The following is a 21603-nucleotide window of genomic DNA, read 5'->3' as shown; positions in this document are numbered from 1 at the left end:
AATTGTTTATCTTCTTACAAAACCTATGCCCCGAGTCTTTTTGTCAGGATTTCTTCTACTTTCTTAAAAAACTGAAGCGGTTTTAGGGTTCTCCATGCCAAATCGTCAAGCTGACCGCCAAAGTTGATGTAATAATCAATGTTGGCGCTTCTGAATTCATCGATCACATGTTGCTGAAAGTTGATTCCAGTGATCCATCCATCTTCGACATCCTGGAACCATTCCTCATAATAGCTGTCTTCAGAAGCATGAAAGTTCAGGACGTTTTCGCCAACAAGAATAAATTTATTGATTCCTTCATCGATCATCAGCTCAAGGATTTCCCGTTTCAACAACATAATGTCATTTCCGATGGCATCATTCCATTCTCCGATGAACTCGATGATGGTATAACCCCTTTCGTAATCTGTATACAATACCTTAAGATATAGGGTGTTGGATCCAAAATCATCCCATTGAGGGTGAATCAGAAAGTTGTACAGCTGCTTGTCGAAATAGAACTCCGAATATTCGGTGTTATAAAAAGGCGAACGATCATCTTCAGCAGCAATGTAATCATCGCGCCAAAGGTAGAAGGGCTCAATTTCGTGCATAATTTTTAGGGATTATTTAGTACCTGCTTCCACGGCTTTACGTACGCTTCCATAACGGATCAGTAAATCAGCAGCCTGATCATGGTCGATGTGCAGTTCTTCCATTACCATTTGCGTACCTCTGTCAACCAGTTTGTGATTGGTCAGTTGCATATCTACCATTTTATTTCCTTTTACACGGCCCAGCCTTATCATCACTGTTGTGCTGAGCATATTTAGTACTAATTTCTGTGCAGTACCTGATTTCATACGGGTAGATCCCGTTAAAAATTCTGGTCCAACGACTACTTCTACAGGGAAATCACTTTCGGCAGCGATCGGACCACCCTCATTACAAACAATACATCCGGTTAAGATACCGTGCTTGCGTGCCGTATTTAATCCACCGATCACATAAGGGGTAGTTCCTGAAGCAGCGAGTCCGATCAGGCAATCTTTTTCATTGATTTTGTATTCCTGAAGGTCTATCCAGGCTTGTTCCACATCATCTTCTGCATTTTCGACCGCTTTCCTGATGGCGGTATCGCCACCTGCAATGATACCCACTACCCAGTCAAAGGGAACACCGAAGGTTGGGGGGCATTCTGAAGCGTCTACTACGCCCAGGCGGCCACTGGTTCCTGCACCGATATAAAATAAGCGGCCTCCATTTATCATACGTTCTGCAACTGAGGTAGCTAGTTTCTCGATTTGTGGGATAACCTTCTCCACAGCCTGAGGAACAGTCTGGTCTTCTTTGTTGATGTCTTGAAGAATTTGAAGTACGGACATCTGATCGATGTTATTATACTTTGACTCCTGCTCAGTTACTCTTATCATATATGGTTTTTTTGATAAAAATCGGGATTTTCTTTTTAAACCGGAAATATTCCCGGAAATCAGTTTAAATAATACGATTTTAAGGCAATTCCGGGTTTTTGTAAAAATTATCAAACAATTATAAATGAATAGGACTTAATTTATTAATTGACAGGGTTATTTTATAACTTTACGCAGCATTTAACCATGAAAAAGACCACCCGATATAACCTTTTGATCGCCCTTACTTATTCCACTGTTTTGATAGGTGGCATGTTTGTAGGCTATAAATTTTTAAAAGATCAGGGATATCAGGTGAAAAAACAGGCTGGTTATCTGGCCGGGAATACTGAAAAAGTGGATGAAATCATTCATATCATCAATAAAAACTATGTTGATGAAGTCAATGCAGATAGCTTACATCACCTGCCAATAGACAGTCTGCTGCATCAGTTAGATCCTCATAGCGCTTATCTTCCTCCGGCAAAAGCAAACGAATTTGCCGAAACGCTTGGAGGTAATTTCGAAGGAATTGGAATAGAATATTATATCCTTAATGATACCCTGCTGGTGACGAATGTCATCAAGGAGGGGCCCGCTTTTCTTTCAGGCATCCGCCAGGGAGATAAAATTCTTAAAATTGATACCACTTTTGTGAGTGGGAGGTCATTACCGAGAGAAAAAATGATTGGTAAGATCAAGGGGAAAAAAGGAACTGCGGTGAAATTAAGTATTTTGCATCCCGGAAACCCTTTACCCGTTTTATTTACTGTTAACCGCGGGCGTGTAAAAGTGAGTAGTATAGACGCTGCTTATATGCTCAATACAGAAACCGGCTACGTACGCATCAGCAATTTTGGTGCAGAAACTGATCAGGATTTTGTGGAATCTGTCCGCTCACTCAAAACAAAAGGCATGAAAAAACTGGTATTGGATCTCCGTGACAATGGGGGAGGGTACCTGACAGCTGCTACAGGTCTGGCGAATCAGATTTTAGCAGAAAACAGGCTGATTGTATACACACAGGGCAAGCATGAACCCAGAACTGATTATTTTACCACTGGTGGCGGAGAGTTTGAACAAGGTAAACTGGCCATCCTGATCAACGAAAATTCAGCCTCTGCAAGTGAGATCCTTGCCGGTGCGGTACAGGATCTGGATAGAGGAATTATCATTGGCCGTCGTTCTTTTGGGAAAGGCCTTGTTCAGGAACAGTTCCCGTTTGTGGATGGTTCGGCCTTAAATCTTACCATTGCCAGATATTATACACCTTCCGGAAGAAGCATTCAGAAATCTTATAAAAAGGGCTACAATGCTTATCAGAATGAGATCGAAGATCGTTTTAACGATGGAGAGCTGACTGCAAAAAATGTGAGCGCAAAAGACAGTGTTAAGAAAGGAAAGTTGTTTTTGGGCGGTGGAATTCAACCTGATGTCTATGTGAAAATGGATACCAGTGGGTTTAACAGATTTTATGCGAAGCTGATTGCCAAAAAGGTGCTTTTCGATTTTGTCTATGATGTGCTCGCAAACCGTTATACCTCTTCTTTTATAGAACAGAACCTTGCCACCTTTAACATCAATGATGCCGATTACAAGGATCTGTTGAAATACATTCAGACCAAAGGTATAGTGATTGAGCCGAAGCTATTACAGGCGGCAAGACCTTTGATCTATAATGATGTGAAAGTATTGTTGTGCAAATACCACCTGGGTGATGCCGGTTATTACAAAGCGCTTAACTTAAGTGACGCAATGGTCAAACAGGCATTAACCAGTCTGCAGTAATTGTTTTTATTTCTGTCTGAAATAGATCTGAATCGGTACTCCGCTGAAATCGAAATTTTCTCTTAGCTTGTTTTCAATGAAACGTTTATACGGTTCCTTGATGTATTGTGGCAAGTTGCAGAAGAAAGCAAACATTGGTGATGTTCCGTTGATCTGGGTGATGTATTTGATTTTGATGTACTTTCCTTTTAATGCTGGTGGAGGATAGTTCTCGATGATCGGCAGCATCACATCGTTCAACTTCGAAGTAGGAACTTTCTTACCTCTGTTTTTGAATACCTCTAATGCAGTTTCAATAGCCTGGAAAATACGTTGTTTGTTCACTACTGAAGTGAAAACGATAGGTACATCAGTGAATGGTTGTAGTTTCTGACGGATCTGATCTTCAAAGATCTTAACCGTTTTACTGTCTTTCTCCACTAAATCCCATTTGTTAACCAGGATCACGATTCCTTTTTTGTTCTTCTCTGCAAGGTGGAAAATATTAACGTCCTGCGACTCTAATCCTTCCATGGCATCTATCATTAAGATCACCACATCAGCTTCTTCCAGCGCCTTAATGGTACGCATAACGGAATAAAACTCGATGTTCTCTTTTACTTTGGTTTTCTTGCGAAGTCCGGCAGTATCGATAAACATGAATTCGTGTCCGAATTGATTGTAATGGATATGGATGGAATCTCTTGTTGTACCTGCGATTGGGGTTACAATATTTCTTTCTTTACCGATTAATGCATTGATCAAAGATGACTTTCCTACGTTAGGTCTTCCAACGATGGTGATTTTAGGTAAAGCATTTTCTTCTTCCGGGATATCTTCGAAGTGTTTGATCACATCGTCCAGTAAATCACCTGTTCCTGAGCCAGTCATAGAAGAGATCGGATAGATCTCACCTAAACCAAATCCGTAAAATACGGAGGCATCATTTTGCAATTGGGTATTGTCTACTTTATTTACAACGATAAATACAGGTTTGCTGCTGCGTCTGAGTAATTGTGCGATTTCGTCATCCAGGTCGGTAATACCGGTTACCACGTCCACCATAAACAACAATACTGTTGCCTCTTCGATGGCAATAACCACCTGTTCGCGGATGGCTGCTTCAAAAACATCTTCAGAGTTGGCTACATAGCCTCCTGTATCAATTACTGTAAATTGTCTGTCTGTCCATTCTGCCGATCCGTAATGACGATCACGGGTTACACCGCTAAAATCATCAACAATGGCTTTGCGACTCTCTGTTAAGCGGTTAAATAGGGTAGATTTGCCTACGTTTGGTCTTCCGACTATTGCGATAATGTTGCTCATGTGTATTGGTATGAATTGTATTAGTTATTAAGGGGTTGCAAAGGTAAGCTTAATTTTCGTACCCGAAACTTTTTAAATAGTTCTTTTTACTTCTCCAGTCTGGTACCACCTTTACAAAGGTCTCAAGGAATACTTTCTGATCCAAAAATTTCTCAATATCCTTACGGGCTTCAGTACCTACTTTCTTTAACATTGCACCACCTTTACCAATCAGGATGTTTTTCTGTGAATCGCGTTCTACGATGATTTCAGCGCTGATTCTGGTGATTTTCTCTTCTTCTTTAAAGGAAGTAATTACCACCTCTGTACTGTAAGGGATTTCCTTCTGATAGTTGTTAAAGATCTTTTCTCTGATGATTTCAGAAACAAAGAATCTTTGGGTACGATCGGTCAGGTCTTCTTTATCATAGAAGGGGGCATGCTCCGGTAAATGATCCAATACCATATCCATGATTCCTTCTAAGTTATATAGATGTAATGCAGAAATGGCATAAATATGCTTTGGATTTAACTTCTCCTGCCAGTAAGCAGTTTTTTCTTCTACTTCTTCCTGTGTAGCATTGTCGATCTTATTAATGAGTACAATCATTGGAATGGTGGTGTCAATAATTTTTTCCAATACATCGTTTTCATCATACTGTTCATTAATGTCGGTAACGAACAGAATTAAATCGGCATCAGTAAGGGCTCCTTTTACAGAACTCATCATAGAATCTTGTAAACCATAACGCGGTTTTATGATGCCCGGAGTATCAGAAAATACAATCTGATAGTTTTCTTCATTGACAATTCCCAGAATCCGGTGACGGGTAGTCTGAGCTTTCGGAGTGATGATAGAAAGCTTTTCACCCACCAGGGCATTCATTAACGTTGATTTGCCCGCATTGGGCTTACCAATTATACTTACAAAACCTGCTTTATGTGACATGAAAATATTTTTTAAAATAAATTTGCACCACAAAGAAACGAATTATATCTTTGCATTCCAATTCGGAACAAGAGTTAAACAATTTAACAAAAGCGACGAAATGTATATAGTGCGGGGTGGAGCAGTTGGTAGCTCGTCGGGCTCATAACCCGAAGGTCATCAGTTCGAGTCTGGTCCCCGCTACCAAAAGGTTCGTAACCTGTAAAGGTTAAGGCAATCTTAAAATGGCCCGTTCGTCTAGGGGTGAGGACGCCAGATTTTCATTCTGGAAACAGGGGTTCGATTCCCCTACGGGCTACAGTAATCATTAAGCAGAGGCTTAGTGAAGTTTTTAAAAGGTATAGTGCGGGGTGGAGCAGTTGGTAGCTCGTCGGGCTCATAACCCGAAGGTCATCAGTTCGAGTCTGGTCCCCGCTACCAATTAGGTTCGTAACCTGTAAAGGTTATGGCAATCTAAAATGGCCCGTTCGTCTAGGGGTGAGGACGCCAGATTTTCATTCTGGAAACAGGGGTTCGATTCCCCTACGGGCTACGATCCCGCTTTACGATAAGTAGAGCGGGATTTTTGCTTTTTTAGGAGTTTTTTGCTTTTTCGTATTGAGAGTAATATTTGAAAACAGAATCAGCATATGCCTTAATTCTAGGGTTTTCTAAGTTTAGAGACATTTCCTTCTCTAAACTTATTTTATTTTTTTTAACAATTAAGCCTGTGATTTTACCCACATTTCTGGTGTAATGTATTTTTTTCTGGTTTAGAAAAAAACCATTTTGCTTGATTAAAGCAATTATTTGAGGTGTCAGGTGTTTAAAGTCTTTTTTTGCAGAAAACGTAAGGTCATCGATAAAACTAGTGAAGGTAATACCGTGATTCGCTGAAAATCTCTCTAGCGCCAATGCGGTCGAAGAGAATACGAGGTTTGCCAAGGCCGTTGATGAAGGAGCTCCTTGGGGGAGAGAGCCCTTGAATGTTGTTAATTTTGTTAGAATCCTAGCTTCTTTCCATGGAATGTTGTAACTAATCAGAGTTTGGTAAACCTGTTTATTGGTGATGTTGGTAAAAAAGTCCTTTAGATCTACGGTTAGAAAGAACCTGCTTTCCATATGCTCTAAGGCATTTAAAATGTTATTCCGTCCTCGTACTCCGCCAAACATTGAAAGTGGTAGCTCCATCGTTTGAATGTATTGGTTTATTTTTTGTTGTTTAATTTTTAACCTGCCGATAGGTTTGAAAATGGTGCGCATTCTGATTGAATGATCTTTGTTTTCCTGAGGGCGACCAAATCTCATCTTTTCTCTTTGATGCTCGCTGTAGAATGCATTCGGATTTAGTGTTAATTCTTTTAGGAAATTACAACTAGTTTGCAGGTTTAAAATGAATTTTGTATCCATAATTTGCGATCAAATGAACCGGGTCTAGAGCTTTAGTCATTTAAAATAGTTTATTAGTCTAAATAGATTGCGCATCACCATAATAGGAATACAATCCATTTTTAAATTGATAATAAATAATCTTAACATCCATCGCTCTGTCATTGAAAGATGTTTACTGTTCTTAACCTTCCATTTCTTCATTTGTTTAGATAGGCGTTTACGCTTTTTCATGGTTATTTTGTTTGTTCCGAAACTATTTTCGGCCGCAAGAACCATATACGTACCATGAGCATTTCAAAAAACTTCGACCCGGTTTTGTTGGTCATTATTTTTGGCTGCCTTGCCGCAAGGCAGCCTTTTGTAGTGCTTGTCGGCACTTTAAATAATGGTCCCGTATCACAAAAGAAGATTTGTTAAAGAACTTATCTCGAAAATAAAGAAAGAGATATAAAGGAGTGAAAAATATTTTATCAACAAATATTGATAACTAAGGAATGCATCTCATTCCTTTTGGATAGAAAACATACTCTTTATTGACCATCTTTTAAATCAATAGGAGGTTTAATGGATTTATATAAAGCTCTCTAGTTTTTTTATATTTAAAAATCTAAATCATCAAGAACAAACAGTTTATGATACTAGCGCTCGACTCTTATTATCCAGATAATGCCTATACGATTTGCCTTAGCTTTGAAAACTGGAATGATCCGGCTCCAAAGGAAATTTTTACAGAGATTACTCCATTGGCAGATGAATATGAACCTGGTTTCTTCTATAAAAGAGAACTCCCATGTATTTTGAGTATGCTGAAAAAGATCAATCTTGAAAACGTTGAGACAATTGTAATTGATGGTTTCGTGACCTTGGATGATTCCGGGAAATTGGGATTGGGAGGTTATTTACATGAAACACTGAATCGGAAAATTCCCATTATTGGTGTTGCAAAAAATGATTTTAAAAGTTTGATTCACCATAAACGACTGGTATATCGTGGGACAAGTTCAAAGCCCTTGTATGTTACTGCTGCCGGAATGGAAGTGGAGGTCGCTGCGAAGCTCATTAAGTCTATGCATGGTGATTTTAGAATCCCAACTTTGTTAAAGGAGCTGGATGTTCTGACAAAGAAACCTTTCTCCACCCAATGAATTTTGGTTAAAATCGAATCCCTTCGCAAATGGTTTTCATCCGCAGTATTGACTTTCTCGAATTGAGACTTTTATCTAATTTCAGATAAAGACGGCCTTCTGATGTTTTGATGCGAAATCTGGTCCGGTCACTTAGCGTAATTTCTTCATCCAGTTCATCAGAATGCCTGAAGATATGGCTTGGTTTTAAACATTCGTTAAGATAATGTGTGACGCTGTCCGTTTGATCTTACAGTCTGAGGGGCAAAAGCGGATTTGTCGCCATTTAGTATCTTTTCAACTAATTGCCGGTCTTTATTGCTGCTGTCATTTGAATGGCTCATCAGGTAGATTAGATCGGTCAGTGCCAATTATGTTGCAGGAAATTTATGGAAGGATCAAACTTTATGCATCTTTATCGTATTGTTATATAGAAGTATTAATTGATTATCCATTTGAACCCATAAACAGACATGAAAAAACCAGCCTTTTACCTTGCAATTCTTATGTTTCCCGCTTTTTTTAGTTGTACTCAGGGGGGAAGCGAAAAGACCTCATCAGGTGATACAGACTCCTTGATCAGCAGCCAGTGTTTTGTAGCCGTTGATGGCACGGACACTGCAGACCTTAATATAAAGACCCTCAAAAGCGGGAAAGTTTCCGGTGTACTTACCATTAATTACAAGGAAAAGGGAAAGAATGACGGACAAGTGGAAGGAAAGTTCAGGGGAGATACTTTATTTGTAGATTATACCTTTAAGATCGGAACTGAAAACAAAACCATTTATAAAAACCCTTTGGCATTTCTAAAGAAAGATGGTAAACTAGCCCTTGGGGTTGGTCAGATTCAAACTACTCTGGGCAGATCTTTTTTTGTAAAAGGGAAGCCAATTTCTTTTGAAAAAGGCAGGTTTACATTTGCCCCTGTTGATTGTAAAAAGTAAGACATTTAACTCCATCCGAAAGCCGTTTATCTACAGCATAAACGGCTTTCTCTTTTTATCTCCCAGACTAAGCTTTTATTTCTTCTTTGTTGTCATTAAGTATTTAGTTGTTAGTGTTTTATGTTTATTTTTCTGAAGGTTGAAATGAACGATTTGAATGTTGCTGAAAATCATTGTTCATTTTTTGGATAAACCTTGTTTCTGTTTAAACAGGGTGCTTTTTGACCATTTATCCTGAACTAATATTGGTTTTGGTCATTTTTAAGATAAGAGGTTCAGAAACACATATTGATTAACTTAGTTTTAGTGTTTGGCCACACGAGGCGCATCCCGAAAAGCCTTGGATAGAGTAGGGACCTAAATAACAATTATTCCTATTATGAAAAGTTTAGAATTAAAAAATCTTGATGTTCAGGAGATGAGTGCTACAGAAATGACAACTGTTGAAGGCGGAGGTTTATTAGGGGACTTCCTTACCGGAACTTTAGCTGTAGTTGTTACTGCCGCGGGGACTGTTGTAAAAGACACGGTTACTTATGCAGTAAAACAAGTAACTACCGTATTGGGCGCAATTTTTAGCCTGTAAAAATGCAATAACAACCGTTATTCAATTATAACGGTTGTTATTTTATGAAATTATGTCTTGAGTTTATGGAAGGGTGTGACTGTAATTTCGAAGGTCTTTTTCGTAAATACTATTTAATGTAGGTTAAAAACAATCCGTTATTAGATAAACAACTGATTGGTGTGTCTTTTTTTTGATGAACTGATTTTTATTGAATAATCGATGTCTTTTTAGGAAAACATGATGAATGTCATGATCATTTGCCAGATAAAAAATGAATAAATTGAACAAATGGGTGTAAAACGGCTAATAGGTAGAGTAAAACCATGTTTTTCGCTTTAAAGAGCCACTATTTTGGAGTTTTATTCAGAAAAACCGACCCCTCATCTGAAATGCCCCTCTTTATTCTTTCTGGATACTATCATTATATTCGTTTCAGCGTTTGGCCAACCTAGGCGTACCCTGAAAAGCCTCGAATAGAGTAAGGACCTTAAATTAAAATCCCTAATCATGAAAAATTTAGAATTAAAAAACCTTGGTGTTCAGGAAATGAACGTAACTGAAATGACACAAGTTGAAGGTGGTGGTTTAATCGGTGGTATCTTAACTGGTCTTTTAACCAGTGTTGCCGGAACTGTAAATGCTATCGCTACTGATACTTCTGCATTTTTAAACAAAACATTAACCAATGTTTTGAAATTTGTTTGGAGTCTATAAGAAAATTATAAATAACCGTTATTCTGAATTTCAGAATAACGGTTATTTTAATTCCTGAAACATGCCTCTATCTCCCTATTCAGCCGAAACCATTTCCAGTACCTCTATTGTCTACCGCTCACAAATCAGCAAATCATCCCAACTCATTTACCAGGTTACCCTGTTGGTTGTATTGTTGACTTTTGCGGCATTGCCATTTATTAAGACTCCCATCACCATTAAAGGGAATGGTGTTTTACAATCCTCTCTCGAAAAAACAGAATTAACTATACCTGTTAATGGCAGATTGATTAAGTATACACTTACAGATAATAAAAAAATAAAACAGGGAGACACCATCCTGGTAATTGATGCCGGCTTGCCAAAGCAGCAAAGTGTGCTTGTGCAGGGAAGGGAAGGACAACTCAGTCAGCTCCTTCAGGACATTAGTATGCTGCTATCTTTTGAAACTCTTGATAAAACAAATTCTCCAAGCCTGCAAACCGGGCAATACAATGCTTCCTGGCAACAATTTGTACAGGAACTTGAAAACGCAGGAATTGCAAAAATGCAGGCTGCAAGTACGTTTGCGCGATACAAAAAATTGTATGATAATAAAGTGCTCACCGAATCTGAGTACGAAAAATATAAATTCGAATTGGAACATGCGACCTCGACTTACCAAATGGTCCGGGCTAAATATAAAACACAATGGCAAACGGAAGCTAATGGTTTTCGTAATGAATTACGTCAACTCTCCGGCCAGCAGGCGGAGTTAACCGAACAGAAAAAACAATACGTATTGAGGGCACCGATGGCAGGCTCTGTTCAAAACCTCAGTGGTGTACAAAAAGGGGCCTACGTATTTGCGAATCAAAAAATCGGAGAAATATCTCCGGATGCCAGTCTGACGGCATTCTGTTACATCAAACCATCAGATATCGGATTGATCAAAAAAGGTCAGGAAGTGCGGTTTCAGGTCGATGCTTACAATTACAATCAATGGGGATCTGCAGCAGGTGAAGTCATCGATATCTCCGACGACATCATTATTTTAAATGGTAATCAGCCGGTATTTAAGGTTAAATGCAGCCTTAATCAGGATCATCTGATGCTAAAAAATGGGTATAAAGGTTATCTAAAGAAAGGAATGAATTTTACTGCCCGTTTCACGGTAACCAGCCGTAGTTTATATCAATTGTTATATGATAAAGTTGACGATTGGGTAAACCCAAATGTTAGCAACAAGACCTAAAGCTATGAGCACTAAAGTAAAACAAAGAGACATTACAGATTGCGGTGCAGCCTGTCTGGCCTCTATTGCATCTCATTATAAGCTGGATCTGCCAGTGGCAAAAATCAGGCAATATGCAAGTACCGATAAAAAGGGAACCAATGTTTTGGGGATGGTGGAAGCTGCTCAGAAGTTGGGTTTCGAAGCTAAAGGAGTAAAAGGACCTTTTGAAAGTCTATTTAAAATACCAAAACCAGCGGTTGCCCATTTAATTGTAAAAGATATTTTGCAGCATTATGTGGTCATCTATAAAGCCAATAATAAATTCATCGATGTGATGGATCCTATTGATGGTCAGATGCACCGCCGCACACATGAAGAATTTAAAAAAGAATGGACCGGTGCTTTAGTCTTACTGCTGCCTTCGGAAGATTTTGAAACCGGAAATGAAAAAACCTCTGTTCCCGGACGTTTCTGGAGCCTGATCAGGCCACACAAGAGTATTTTAATTCAGGCATTGTTCGGTGCAATTGTATATACTATTTTAGGCTTATCTACTTCCATCTTTGTACAGAAGCTGGTCGATTTTGTATTGGTCGATGGCAACAGAAACCTGCTGAATCTGATGAGTATTGCAATGGTGTTGATCCTGATCATCCAGTTATTTGTAGGAATGACGAAAACGATATTTACCCTGAAGACAGGACAGATGATCGATGCTCAATTGATCTTAGGATATTATAAGCACCTGTTAAGATTACCTCAACAGTTTTTCGATACGATGCGTGTCGGAGAAATCATTTCCAGAATTAATGATGCTGTAAAAATAAGGACCTTTTTAAATGACGTCAGCATTAACTTTTTGGTGAACATTTTCATTGTGGTATTTTCTTTTGCCATGATGTTCACCTATTACTGGAAGCTGGCTTTATTGATGCTTGCGGTAATTCCGTTGTACCTGTTGATTTACTTTATCACCGATAAGCTCAACAAAAAAGCACAGCGCTTATTGATGGAAGATTCTGCAGAACTGGAATCACAGTTGGTAGAGAGCCTCAACTCAGTCGGAACCATTAAACGTTTTGGGCTGGAATCGTTTGCCAACGAAAAAACCGAAGTTCGCTTTGTGAAACTATTGAAAGATAGTTTTAAATCTAATATGAACTCGGTCTTTGCCGGAACGTCATCTGAACTCACCTCCCGCTTACTGACCATCATCTTGCTATGGGTAGGTGCAGGTTATGTGATCGATAGTAAAATTACCCCTGGAGAACTGCTGTCATTTTATACACTGATCGGGTATTTTACAGGGCCTGTGTCCTCTTTGATCGGAATGAATAAAACCGTTCAGGATGCCGTAATTGCTGCCGACAGGTTGTTTGAAATCATGGACCTGGAACGTGAAAATGACGAAAATCAGGTAGAGCTGGATGCGGATAAGATTGGGGATATTCATTTCGAAGGGGTCTCTTTCCGATATGGAACGAGGGTTGCTGTTTTCGATAATTTAAACCTGACGATTCCGAAAGGCAAATTCACTGCTATTGTTGGTGAAAGTGGATCGGGTAAATCGACCTTAATGTCGATCCTTCAAAATATTTATCCCATACAGGGTGGAAACGTACGGATTGGGAAGTATGATCTGAAATACATTAAAACGGGATCTTTGCGTCGCGCCGTCTCCGTAGTTCCTCAGCAGATAGATCTGTTTGCCGGGAATGTGATTGAAAATATTGCCATCGGGGACTACGAACCGGATATGCAAAAAATCATCGATATTTCGACTCAACTCGGACTGATTGGCTTCATTGAATCATTGCCCAGAGGTTTTCAGACCTATCTTGGAGAAAATGGAACAACTTTGTCTGGTGGACAACGGCAGAGGATCGCTATAGCGAGGGCATTATACCGTGATCCGGAAATTCTGATACTGGATGAAGCCACCTCTTCACTCGATTCTGCTTCTGAAAAGTATGTGCAGAAGATGATCGAAATCCTGAAATCAAAACATAAAACAGTGATCGTTATTGCGCATCGCCTGAGTACCCTGAGCAATGCAGATAAAATCATTGTGCTGGATAAAGGAGTGGTGGTGGAACAGGGAAGTCATAAAGAGCTTCGCTTTAGTCCAAACTCAGCCTATGCTAACCTATGGAAGTTACAACTGCCTGAAGAGATCTGACCGGATATATAATGCCTTATTCTTTGTCCTGAAGCATCCCGATACCGGATGAGATGCGGCTGGGCTGAAAAACAATCAACCTGATTTGTCTGTTTATTAATAGTCCCTCAGTTCAATGAAAATAGCTTGTTAGTATTTCCCTCGGGTTGCACTTATATAAGCCCCTATGCGCGCGCTGAAGTGTATTATGAGGCAAGTCAAAGTCGGCTGTAAAGTTTTCTTTATTCTCAGAATCCATTTAAGTACCTGATCATTTCCCTCTTCTGAAGTCAGAAGGGGTTTTGTTGATGATTTTCTTAAAGATCTTATTGAAATAGGTCACATTATTGAATCCACATTCAAAACAAACCTGGGCAATGGTCTTGTCCTGTTGCAGGAAAAGACAGGCTTTTTGAATGCGGTAACGGTTCACAAACTCAGTAAACGTAATATGGGTTGTTTTCTTGAAGTAATTGCAGAAGGAGGGAACCGAAATGTTAACCAGCCCTGCCACCGTTTCTATGTCGATTTCTTCATGATAATAATGTTCCACATAGGTGAAAATCTTCTGTAACCTTGACCTGTGTTTGCTGACCAGATCGGCAATAATGGCCTTTTCGTTTAAAATGTGATAATCCTGACTACCGCCTAAAAGATGGAGCACCCGCAGAAAGCTCATCTTTTTTTCGAATGGGGACATGTCTTTCATTTTTACCAGTATCTCTTTGACTTCCTCCTTAATGGCACCATTAAATTTTATCCCATGTTTCGACCGTTCCACTAATGCTGCGATGGTTTGCATCTCTGGAAAATCTGAAACCCACTGTTGCATGACTTCGGGTTTGATCTGGACTACAATCTCCTCATGCGGATCCCGGGCGTTCAGCCCAAATCCAGAGTGCGGCACATTGGAGCCAATAAATACCAGATCTCCATCTTCATACATGCTGATATGAGAGCCCACATGGCGGGTTCCTCCACCTGCAATCACACAGACCAGTTCGTATTCCGGATGGTAATGGTATTCCCAAACAAACTCATGGATAGGCTGGTTCTGATAGAGGAAGCGCATGGATGAAGCTTCATCAGGTTTTACGATCTCAAAGTGAATTTTCATCCTTATTAAGGTAAGTTGATCAAATATGACTAATTAAATATTAATATAGTTCAATAAATAATGAATAAAGGATAATTATTGCAATTATAAAAACAAGAATTTTATCATACCCGATGAGTTGCCTGCAGCTGGTCGGAACTACTAACCAAATATATTTATCTTTTTAAAGCCTGGTTTAATGGAATTCTTAAAAATTAAGATCTCGGTATTCATCAACTATTTACTGTTCGGTATCATGTTGAATAGTGTGGGTACGGTGATCCTGCAGGCACAACGGTATTATGGAGTTTCGGCTTCTTCCGCTTCTGTACTGGAAGCTTTTAAAGACATCACTATTGCCGTCGTATCGTTTATTGTTGCTTCATTTATCACCAGGATAGGGTATAAGAAATCTATGCAGATTGGTCTTGCTGCGGTTGCAATAGGTTGTTTTATTGTCCCTTCGGTTAAGACTTTTATCGCAGTTAAGTTGTTATTTGCCATTACGGGAGCCAGCTTCGCCCTGATCAAAATTTCTGTATTCGGAACCATTGGATTAATTACCAAAACAGAGAAGGCACACATTAGTCTGATGAGCTTTATAGAGAGCTTTTTCATGATTGGCATCTTATCTGGTTATTTCATCTTCAGCTATTTTATTGACGATGCTGATGCAGGATCAGGGAGATGGTTCACAGTTTATTACCTTATAGGGGCCTTTTATGTGCTGGCATTGATCTTACTCAGTATTTCTCCCCTTGACGAATCTGCGGCAAAGCCGGAGGCCGGGCTTAAATTTAAACAGTCATATAAAGACATGCTCAGACTGCTGATGCTGCCGCTGGTGGTTTCTTTTGTGGTCTGTGCATTCCTGTATGTCCTGATTGAACAAAGTATCATGAGCTGGTTGCCAACATTCAATAACAAAGTCTTACACCTCCCTTCTTCAATTAGTGTGCTGATGGCGGGGATTATGGCCAGTTCAACTGCAATCGGACGTTTCCTTGCCGGTGTGGTTTTGAAAAGAATTTCCTGGTATATCTGTCTTACAGTTTGCCTGATTGCTTCTGCATGCCTGGTGCTGATCGCAATTCCATTGGCTTCCAATACACCCCCACATGACATCCGTTTATGGGCTGACGTGCCCTTTGCTGCTTATATCTTTCCTTTGATCGGATTCTTTCTTGCACCTATATATCCAGCCATTAATTCAGTTATCCTGGGTGCACTGCCAAAAAACCAACATGGAACAATGTCCGGATTGATTGTGGTGTTTTCGGCATTGGGCGGCTCATTAGGGTCTTTGATCACGGGTTATATTTTCCAGCATTACGGTGGTCAGACTGCCTTTTATTTTTCCCTTATTCCAATAACTGCCCTGGCGCTGGCCTTGTATCTGTTTCAAAAAATGAAGCAAAAACACCTCCTTCAAAGCAGCTTAAGTTAATTTATTACCCTATTTCATACTGATATGTCAAGTCCCTTATTCTATATTGAAGATTTACAAGAATTGTTTTCTGATGTTCAAACGCAACGGATCTTTGCCGATCAGAAGGTTTTTCCAGATTGCAAACCCAGGTTTTCTGCGCCCGAAATCCTGAAAAATTACCGCATTCAACAGCATAACCCTGGTTTTGATTTGCTCGGTTTTGTAAAAACATACTTTGTATTACCCAATAATGAGGAGTCAGAAACCGGAACACAGGCAACAAATCCAGTAGCCCATATCGAACTTTTATGGGATAAACTCACCAGAAAAACAGAGAATGAATTCAGCTCTTTAATCCAGCTTCCTCAGCGATTTGTGGTTCCTGGTGGTCGTTTCAGGGAGTTCTTTTATTGGGATAGTTATTTTACGATGCTGGGCTTACAAGTGTCAGGAAGAATTGACCTGATCGAAAACATGGTGGATAATTTTGCCTACCTGATTTCAGAGTTTGGCTTTATTCCAAATGGCAACAGGACCTATTTCCTTAGTCGCTCGCAACCTCCTTTCTTTTCCCTGATGGTAGAATTGCTTGCAGAAGAAAAGGGAGATGCCTGCTATTTGAAATACCTGCCTCAGTTAAAATCCGAATATGCCTTCTGGATGAACGGAGTGGAAAAATTAAGTGCATCTGAACCGGCTTATGAACACAGTGTGAAGTTGCCTGATGGAGCCATATTAAACAGGTTCTGGGACAAAGAAAATACACCTCGTCCTGAAGGATATTATGAGGATCTGGAGATTTTCAATCATGCAACTACAGATAAAAAAGAGCTGTACAGGAACATCAGGGCAGCATGTGCCTCAGGATGGGATTTCTCCGGAAGGTGGTTTGCCGATGGTCAGGATATCGGAACGATAAAAACAACTGATTTAATCCCTGCCGACCTGAACAGCCTGCTTTGGCACCTTGAAGCTACACTCGGAAAGGCTGCAAAGTTAGCCGGCAATGAAACTGAAGCCGGGTATTATGAGAAAAAGGCAGAAGAACGCAATTCTGCAATTAGAAAATACCTGTGGAATGATGATCAGGGAGGGTATTTTGATTATGATTTCAAACAGAATATTTCTTCTGAAGCATGGTCCATAGCCATGGCTTTCCCTTTGTTTTTTGGTCTTGCAAATGACGCTGAGGCGGCAAAAGTAATTGCTCATCTGCAAAACACTTTTCTCAAAGAAGGTGGTTTGCTGACGACGCCAAATACCACGGGCCAACAATGGGATGCGCCAAATGGATGGGCTCCTTTGCAATGGATCGGTTATAAAGCTGCGTTGAATTATGGTGCAGAGGCACTTGCTGCTGGTATTGCGGGGAATTGGATCGCTACCGTAGAGCGGGTGTTCAAAACCACCGGAAAGATGATGGAAAAATACAATGTTGTGGATACATCCCTGGCTGCGGGTGGGGGAGAATACCCCAATCAGAATGGCTTTGGCTGGACGAACGGCGTATACTTAAAAATGAAAATGAAGGAATAAAAATTAATCATACGGTACTAAACGAGTCTAAAACCTAACCATTAAATAACCAAATTATGAAAAAACAGCTATTATTAATTGTGGCCTGCTGTCTGCTTGGCAGCATAGAAACCGCCTATAGTAAAGAACCACTAAAACACCATAAATCTATAGAAACTGTGACAGGCATAGTGGTTGATAAAAGTGATCAGCCAATTGTAGGGGCGACTGTGGTGATCAAAGGAACTAAAACCGGAACCTCTACAGATAGGGACGGTAAATTTGCCTTAAATCTGACTCCGGATGCAAAAATTCTGATCATCAGTGCCATCGGTTTTAAGCCTGTTGAGCAACCGGTTTCTACTTCAGGAGCATTAAAAATCACGCTTTTGGAGGATTTGATGGAGCTAAATGCAGTCGTGGTAACCGGTTCGGTTAATCCACTAAAGAAAATAGAGTCCAGCGTGGCCATTACCAGCTTTAATAGCAAAACCATTCAGCAGCTGGCGCCTTCCAGTGCGGCCGATTTATTAAAACATGTACCAGGTTTTGTCGTAGAAACTTCTGGTGGTGAAGTGGGAAATAACCTTTTTTCGAGAGGTATTCCATCTGCAGGAGCTTATGAATATGTGCAGATTCAGGAAGATGGGATGCCTGTTTTTGAAGATGGAGCATTGCAATTTGCAAATGCAGATGGCTGGCTGCGTATAGATGAAACAATTTCTAGAATGGAAGCATTAAGAGGTGGTTCCGGTTCTATTTTTGCCACCAATGCCCCAGGAGGGATCATCAATTTTATTACTAAAACAGGAAGTAATGATTTCTCCGGAACAGCTAAAATGACCACCGGAACTTCCGGCCTGTTCAGGACAGACCTTAATGTCGGAGGTGCTTTGATTCCCGATAAATTGTTTTACAATATTGGAGGTTTTTACAGAACCGAAAACGGAGTCCGCAACCCGGGATTTAAAGGGAATGATGGCGGACAGGTAAAGATGAACTTAAAATACATCCTGGATAAGGGCTTTATCAAACTGTCTTACAAAAAACTCAATGACAGGAATTTGTTCTTATTGCCTATCCCCCTCACCGATAAGAACAATCCTAAAGGAATTGATGGCTTTAATCCCAATACAGGAACATTGACCTCCAGAAATTTTAGTCAGCTGGATGTTCCTCAATACGGAGGTGGAACTTTTAGAAGAAACCTGGAAGATGGGGTTCATCCTATCGTAGATGCATTGGGTGCGGAGTTTAAAACTGATTTAGGAGGTGGTTTTACCTTAAGTAACAATACCAGATATACTAAAATCAATTTGGAATATACGGCGATATTTCCAGGAGCAGAGCCACAATCAGCGGCTGATTTTGCGGCAAAATATAAGGCAAATAATGACATTGCATACCCTGTGTTAAATCCGGAATACACCAATGTCAACACTGGTGCGGTAGTGGATCCTGCACTGGTTGCTAAAGTTGGTTACTGGGCAATTGACAAACAAATGAAAAACTTCGCCAACAACCTGAGGTTTGATTATAAAAATGATAAAGTAGCTTTGTCGCTGGGTTATTATTATTCCAACTGGACTTCTGATCAGCAATGGAACTGGAGTAATATTCTGGTGTCGGTCTCCGACAATCCTCAGCTTTTAAATCTGGTTGATAAATCTGTTCCTGTTGGTGGGCCGAACCGTTCAAGAACCTATAATGGGGTGACTGATATTTCCTGGTTAACGAGACAGGCACAAACAAAAGGCAACTTAAATGCCGTTTTTGGAAATGCCGAAATTAAAGCAACGGAACAATTGACCTTTGATATTGGTTTGCGCTATGATATGGACCGTTATACCGGATACAAGGTCAACTCCAGAGATGGCTTCCAGAATCTGGACAACAATACGGCCTTTAACAATGATTTCGCAGGGACTACGGCTGATAACTCTATGAAGGTTTTGCAAGGTGCTTATCAATACTGGAAGTATGATGTGAACAGGTTGTCGGGGAGTGCTGCTGCAAATTATAAGTTTGCAGATGATATGGCTACTTATTTCCGCTATAGCAATGGGTTCCGTTCTCCAATTGAGGAGGCTTATTTTGAGAATGCGGATAAATTAGATCAATTGAAACCAACGGTGATCAATCAGTTTGAACTGGGATATAAATACCAGGCGAAGCAGTTCGCACTGTTTGCAAATGCTTTTTATATGGACCTGGCCAACCTGGCTTTCACAGATGTACTGCTAAACGGGAAATCTGAAAATAAATTTGCAAAGGCCCGTAACTATGGAATGGAGCTGGAAGGGCAATTCACCGCAGGAGATTTTAGTTTAACCATAAATGCAACTTTACAAGATCCTAAATTCACCGACTTCTCGGGAGAAGGAGTCGATAACAATGGGAATAGGGTGCGTAGGATTCCAGCTTTTTATGGAACCATTCGTCCGGCATATAACCTGACAAAAAATCTTGCCATCTATGCGGAAGTAAACCATTTTGGGAAGAAATATTCCGATAATGAAAATGTATTTGCGTTGCCTTCATTTGATGTGCTGAATGCGGGTGTATCGTTGAAAGTTAAACGGATGCGTTTCGCATTGGATGCTTCAAATTTAACGAATACAATAGGCCTTACAGAAGGAAATCCAAGGGTAACTACTGCCCCGGGGGCGATTTATTATGCCAGACCTATTTTAGGCCGGTTTGCTAAACTCTCTGCGGCATTTGATTTCTAAATCCGGATCATGAATTAAGCAATCGTCTGGAGTATCTTCTTCAGGCGATTGTTATTTTAAGGCATCAATTCTCAGGATAAAATCGGTGTCACCTGTAAGTTGTAATCCTTTCTTTAAAAGACCTGTTTTGATGTCGTACAGCCAGATATAGTTGCCCTCTTTGGTCGAGTTCACAGCAATATAAGCGATGTCTCCCTTCACGATTATACAAGCTCTTCTTGTTCCTTTATCCAATGGAAGCTCCAATTTTTTCAGGACCTTTCCGGAAGGTAAATCCAACAAATAAAACTCAAAATGGGCCGTGCTGTAATGGTCACTCAGTCCTTTAAACAGGTCTTTTCTTTCTGTCCGGATGATGGCTTGATTTCCTCCAAGGTACCATATGCCATAAGCATGGTTGTTGATCACCGAACCTGAAATGTTGAAAAAGTAGTCTTTATCCAAAGCATCTTCTCCGGCATTGATCCGAAATATTCCTGTCGGCCGGTCCGCACGGTTTCCCAATGCAATTCCCGGACAGCTCATAAAGTAGTAATTGCCCTTTTCATCATTAAACGAATACGGCTGCACCATGTTTGTTCCCCCGGGATAAGTGGACCGGATATCTTTATCTATCCTTACTTTAGTCATTTGAGGATAGTTGAATAGGGCAAGATAAGTGGTGTCGCTGGTGGTATAATCGTAAGATGTTAATCGTTGATGATAAGTATAACCTATAAAAAGTTGTTTATTTTTCAATTCCACAAATCCGGTAGAAACAGAGGTGTATTTTCCGGAAGGGGCTGGGATAGCCAGTCCACCCACGGTGAGGACTTTCATGTCGTCGGTTTTTACAATTACATATTTTACCTGGCTAAAGTCAGTCGTATTCGGGCCGATGAGCAGAACAGTATCCTGGTTTAACCAATAGTAATTGTCGATCGAAAAGTTTTCTAAAGCTGCGGATGCAACCTCCTCCATTTCAGGCCCTGCCGTTTTATATTTTACAAACGCGGCTCTTTTCCTGTTTAATTTATAATAATAGCCATGTGAGACGATAAGGTCACGGTCGAACTCCTGCCCATTGAGCAATACCCCGGCCTTCTCCGGGTATGCGATCCCACTGTCAAGTGTATTGCACTCTAAAATGTACTCCTTTGCGTCTTTACCTAAAATATAGAGGCTATAATTTTTTTCTATCGCAACCTTTGGATCGGTTTGTTTTTCCCGACAGGAGGCCAGACTATACAAAAAAAGAACTGAGGTAAGGTAAAAGACAGCTTTTTTTGCTGATAATTTCATGACGGCTGGGATGATCTAAGTTTATTGATTTCTATCCTGC

Annotated in this window: 17 protein-coding genes and 4 tRNA genes; 14 read left to right on the top strand and 7 right to left on the bottom strand. The window is 40.2% G+C overall.

Annotated features, from left to right (window positions below; all coding sequences use genetic code 11):
• Positions 1-23: 23 nt before the first annotated feature.
• On the bottom strand, positions 24-593 hold the full coding sequence (locus BUC20_RS31610; protein WP_073238203.1) for a hypothetical protein: 570 nt from the start codon (positions 591-593) through the stop codon (positions 24-26).
• A gap of 12 nt (positions 594-605) precedes the next feature.
• Positions 606-1412 carry an N-acetylmuramic acid 6-phosphate etherase gene (murQ, locus tag BUC20_RS31605; RefSeq protein ID WP_073238445.1) on the bottom strand — a complete coding sequence of 269 codons (807 nt, stop codon included), beginning with the start codon at positions 1410-1412 and terminating at the stop codon, positions 606-608.
• A gap of 186 nt (positions 1413-1598) precedes the next feature.
• Between murQ and BUC20_RS31600 the strand changes: the two genes are divergently transcribed.
• Positions 1599-3179: a S41 family peptidase gene (locus BUC20_RS31600; protein ID WP_073238201.1), complete on the top strand. Its 1581-nt coding sequence runs from the start codon at positions 1599-1601 to the stop codon at positions 3177-3179.
• Positions 3180-3185: 6 nt separating this feature from the next.
• On the opposite strand, the gene der is transcribed toward BUC20_RS31600, so the two are convergent.
• Positions 3186-4487 carry a ribosome biogenesis GTPase Der gene (gene der, locus BUC20_RS31595; RefSeq protein ID WP_073238198.1) on the bottom strand — a complete coding sequence of 434 codons (1302 nt, stop codon included), beginning with the start codon at positions 4485-4487 and terminating at the stop codon, positions 3186-3188.
• Positions 4488-4536: 49 nt separating this feature from the next.
• Complete coding sequence (era, locus tag BUC20_RS31590; protein WP_073238195.1) at positions 4537-5415, bottom strand: GTPase Era; 879 nt, start codon at positions 5413-5415, stop codon at positions 4537-4539.
• A 110-nt stretch (positions 5416-5525) separates the two neighbouring features.
• On the opposite strand from era, the gene BUC20_RS31585 reads away from it, so the two are divergent.
• From BUC20_RS31585 to BUC20_RS31570, 4 genes are all read left to right on the top strand, one after another.
• Positions 5526-5601 (top strand) — tRNA-Met (locus BUC20_RS31585).
• 40 nt (positions 5602-5641) lie between these two features.
• Positions 5642-5713 (top strand) — tRNA-Glu (locus tag BUC20_RS31580).
• A gap of 46 nt (positions 5714-5759) precedes the next feature.
• Positions 5760-5835 (top strand) — tRNA-Met (locus tag BUC20_RS31575).
• 40 nt (positions 5836-5875) lie between these two features.
• Positions 5876-5947 (top strand) — tRNA-Glu (locus tag BUC20_RS31570).
• Between the two features lie 41 nt (positions 5948-5988).
• On the opposite strand, the gene BUC20_RS31565 is transcribed toward BUC20_RS31570, so the two are convergent.
• Positions 5989-6804: a reverse transcriptase family protein gene (locus BUC20_RS31565; RefSeq protein WP_073238193.1), complete on the bottom strand. Its 816-nt coding sequence runs from the start codon at positions 6802-6804 to the stop codon at positions 5989-5991.
• A gap of 614 nt (positions 6805-7418) precedes the next feature.
• Here BUC20_RS31565 and BUC20_RS31555 point away from each other — a divergent pair.
• From BUC20_RS31555 to BUC20_RS31530, 6 genes are all read left to right on the top strand, one after another.
• Positions 7419-7931 carry an endonuclease V gene (locus BUC20_RS31555; protein ID WP_073238187.1) on the top strand — a complete coding sequence of 171 codons (513 nt, stop codon included), beginning with the start codon at positions 7419-7421 and terminating at the stop codon, positions 7929-7931.
• A 452-nt stretch (positions 7932-8383) separates the two neighbouring features.
• On the top strand, positions 8384-8854 hold the full coding sequence (locus BUC20_RS31550) for a hypothetical protein (RefSeq protein WP_073238184.1): 471 nt from the start codon (positions 8384-8386) through the stop codon (positions 8852-8854).
• A 379-nt stretch (positions 8855-9233) separates the two neighbouring features.
• Entirely contained in the window at positions 9234-9440 is a 207-nt protein-coding gene (locus tag BUC20_RS31545) for a hypothetical protein (protein WP_073238181.1), read from the top strand.
• A 489-nt stretch (positions 9441-9929) separates the two neighbouring features.
• On the top strand, positions 9930-10136 hold the full coding sequence (locus BUC20_RS31540; RefSeq protein WP_073238178.1) for a hypothetical protein: 207 nt from the start codon (positions 9930-9932) through the stop codon (positions 10134-10136).
• A 61-nt stretch (positions 10137-10197) separates the two neighbouring features.
• A complete protein-coding gene (locus tag BUC20_RS31535; RefSeq protein ID WP_073238175.1) occupies positions 10198-11370 on the top strand; it encodes an HlyD family secretion protein in 1173 nt (390 codons plus the stop codon).
• 4 nt (positions 11371-11374) lie between these two features.
• Positions 11375-13531: a peptidase domain-containing ABC transporter gene (locus BUC20_RS31530; protein WP_073238442.1), complete on the top strand. Its 2157-nt coding sequence runs from the start codon at positions 11375-11377 to the stop codon at positions 13529-13531.
• A 250-nt stretch (positions 13532-13781) separates the two neighbouring features.
• Here the strand turns inward: BUC20_RS31530 and BUC20_RS31525 are convergent, their stop codons facing one another.
• Positions 13782-14627 (bottom strand): AraC family transcriptional regulator, encoded by an 846-nt coding sequence (locus BUC20_RS31525; RefSeq protein WP_073238172.1) that lies wholly within the window; start codon positions 14625-14627, stop codon positions 13782-13784.
• Positions 14628-14805: 178 nt separating this feature from the next.
• On the opposite strand from BUC20_RS31525, the gene BUC20_RS31520 reads away from it, so the two are divergent.
• The 3 genes from BUC20_RS31520 to BUC20_RS31510 are packed head-to-tail and all read left to right on the top strand — an operon-like array spanning position 14806 to position 20282.
• Positions 14806-16053 (top strand): MFS transporter, encoded by a 1248-nt coding sequence (locus tag BUC20_RS31520; RefSeq protein ID WP_073238169.1) that lies wholly within the window; start codon positions 14806-14808, stop codon positions 16051-16053.
• Positions 16054-16077: 24 nt separating this feature from the next.
• The gene (gene treF / locus BUC20_RS31515) at positions 16078-17571 is read left to right on the top strand and encodes an alpha,alpha-trehalase TreF (RefSeq protein ID WP_073238165.1); all 1494 of its coding nucleotides are present in this window, start codon (positions 16078-16080) and stop codon (positions 17569-17571) included.
• Between the two features lie 56 nt (positions 17572-17627).
• Complete coding sequence (locus BUC20_RS31510) at positions 17628-20282, top strand: TonB-dependent receptor (RefSeq protein WP_073238163.1); 2655 nt, start codon at positions 17628-17630, stop codon at positions 20280-20282.
• 51 nt (positions 20283-20333) lie between these two features.
• Here the strand turns inward: BUC20_RS31510 and BUC20_RS31505 are convergent, their stop codons facing one another.
• Positions 20334-21563, bottom strand: a complete 1230-nt coding sequence (locus tag BUC20_RS31505) for a DUF4374 domain-containing protein (RefSeq protein ID WP_073238160.1) — start codon at positions 21561-21563, stop codon at positions 20334-20336.
• Between the last annotated feature and the right edge of the window lie 40 nt (positions 21564-21603).

The organism is Pedobacter caeni, assembly GCF_900129215.1.
GTDB lineage: Bacteria > Bacteroidota > Bacteroidia > Sphingobacteriales > Sphingobacteriaceae > Pedobacter > Pedobacter caeni.
The sequence above is the reverse complement of the archived record's forward strand: the minus strand, read 5'-3'. Positions and strand labels throughout refer to the sequence as shown.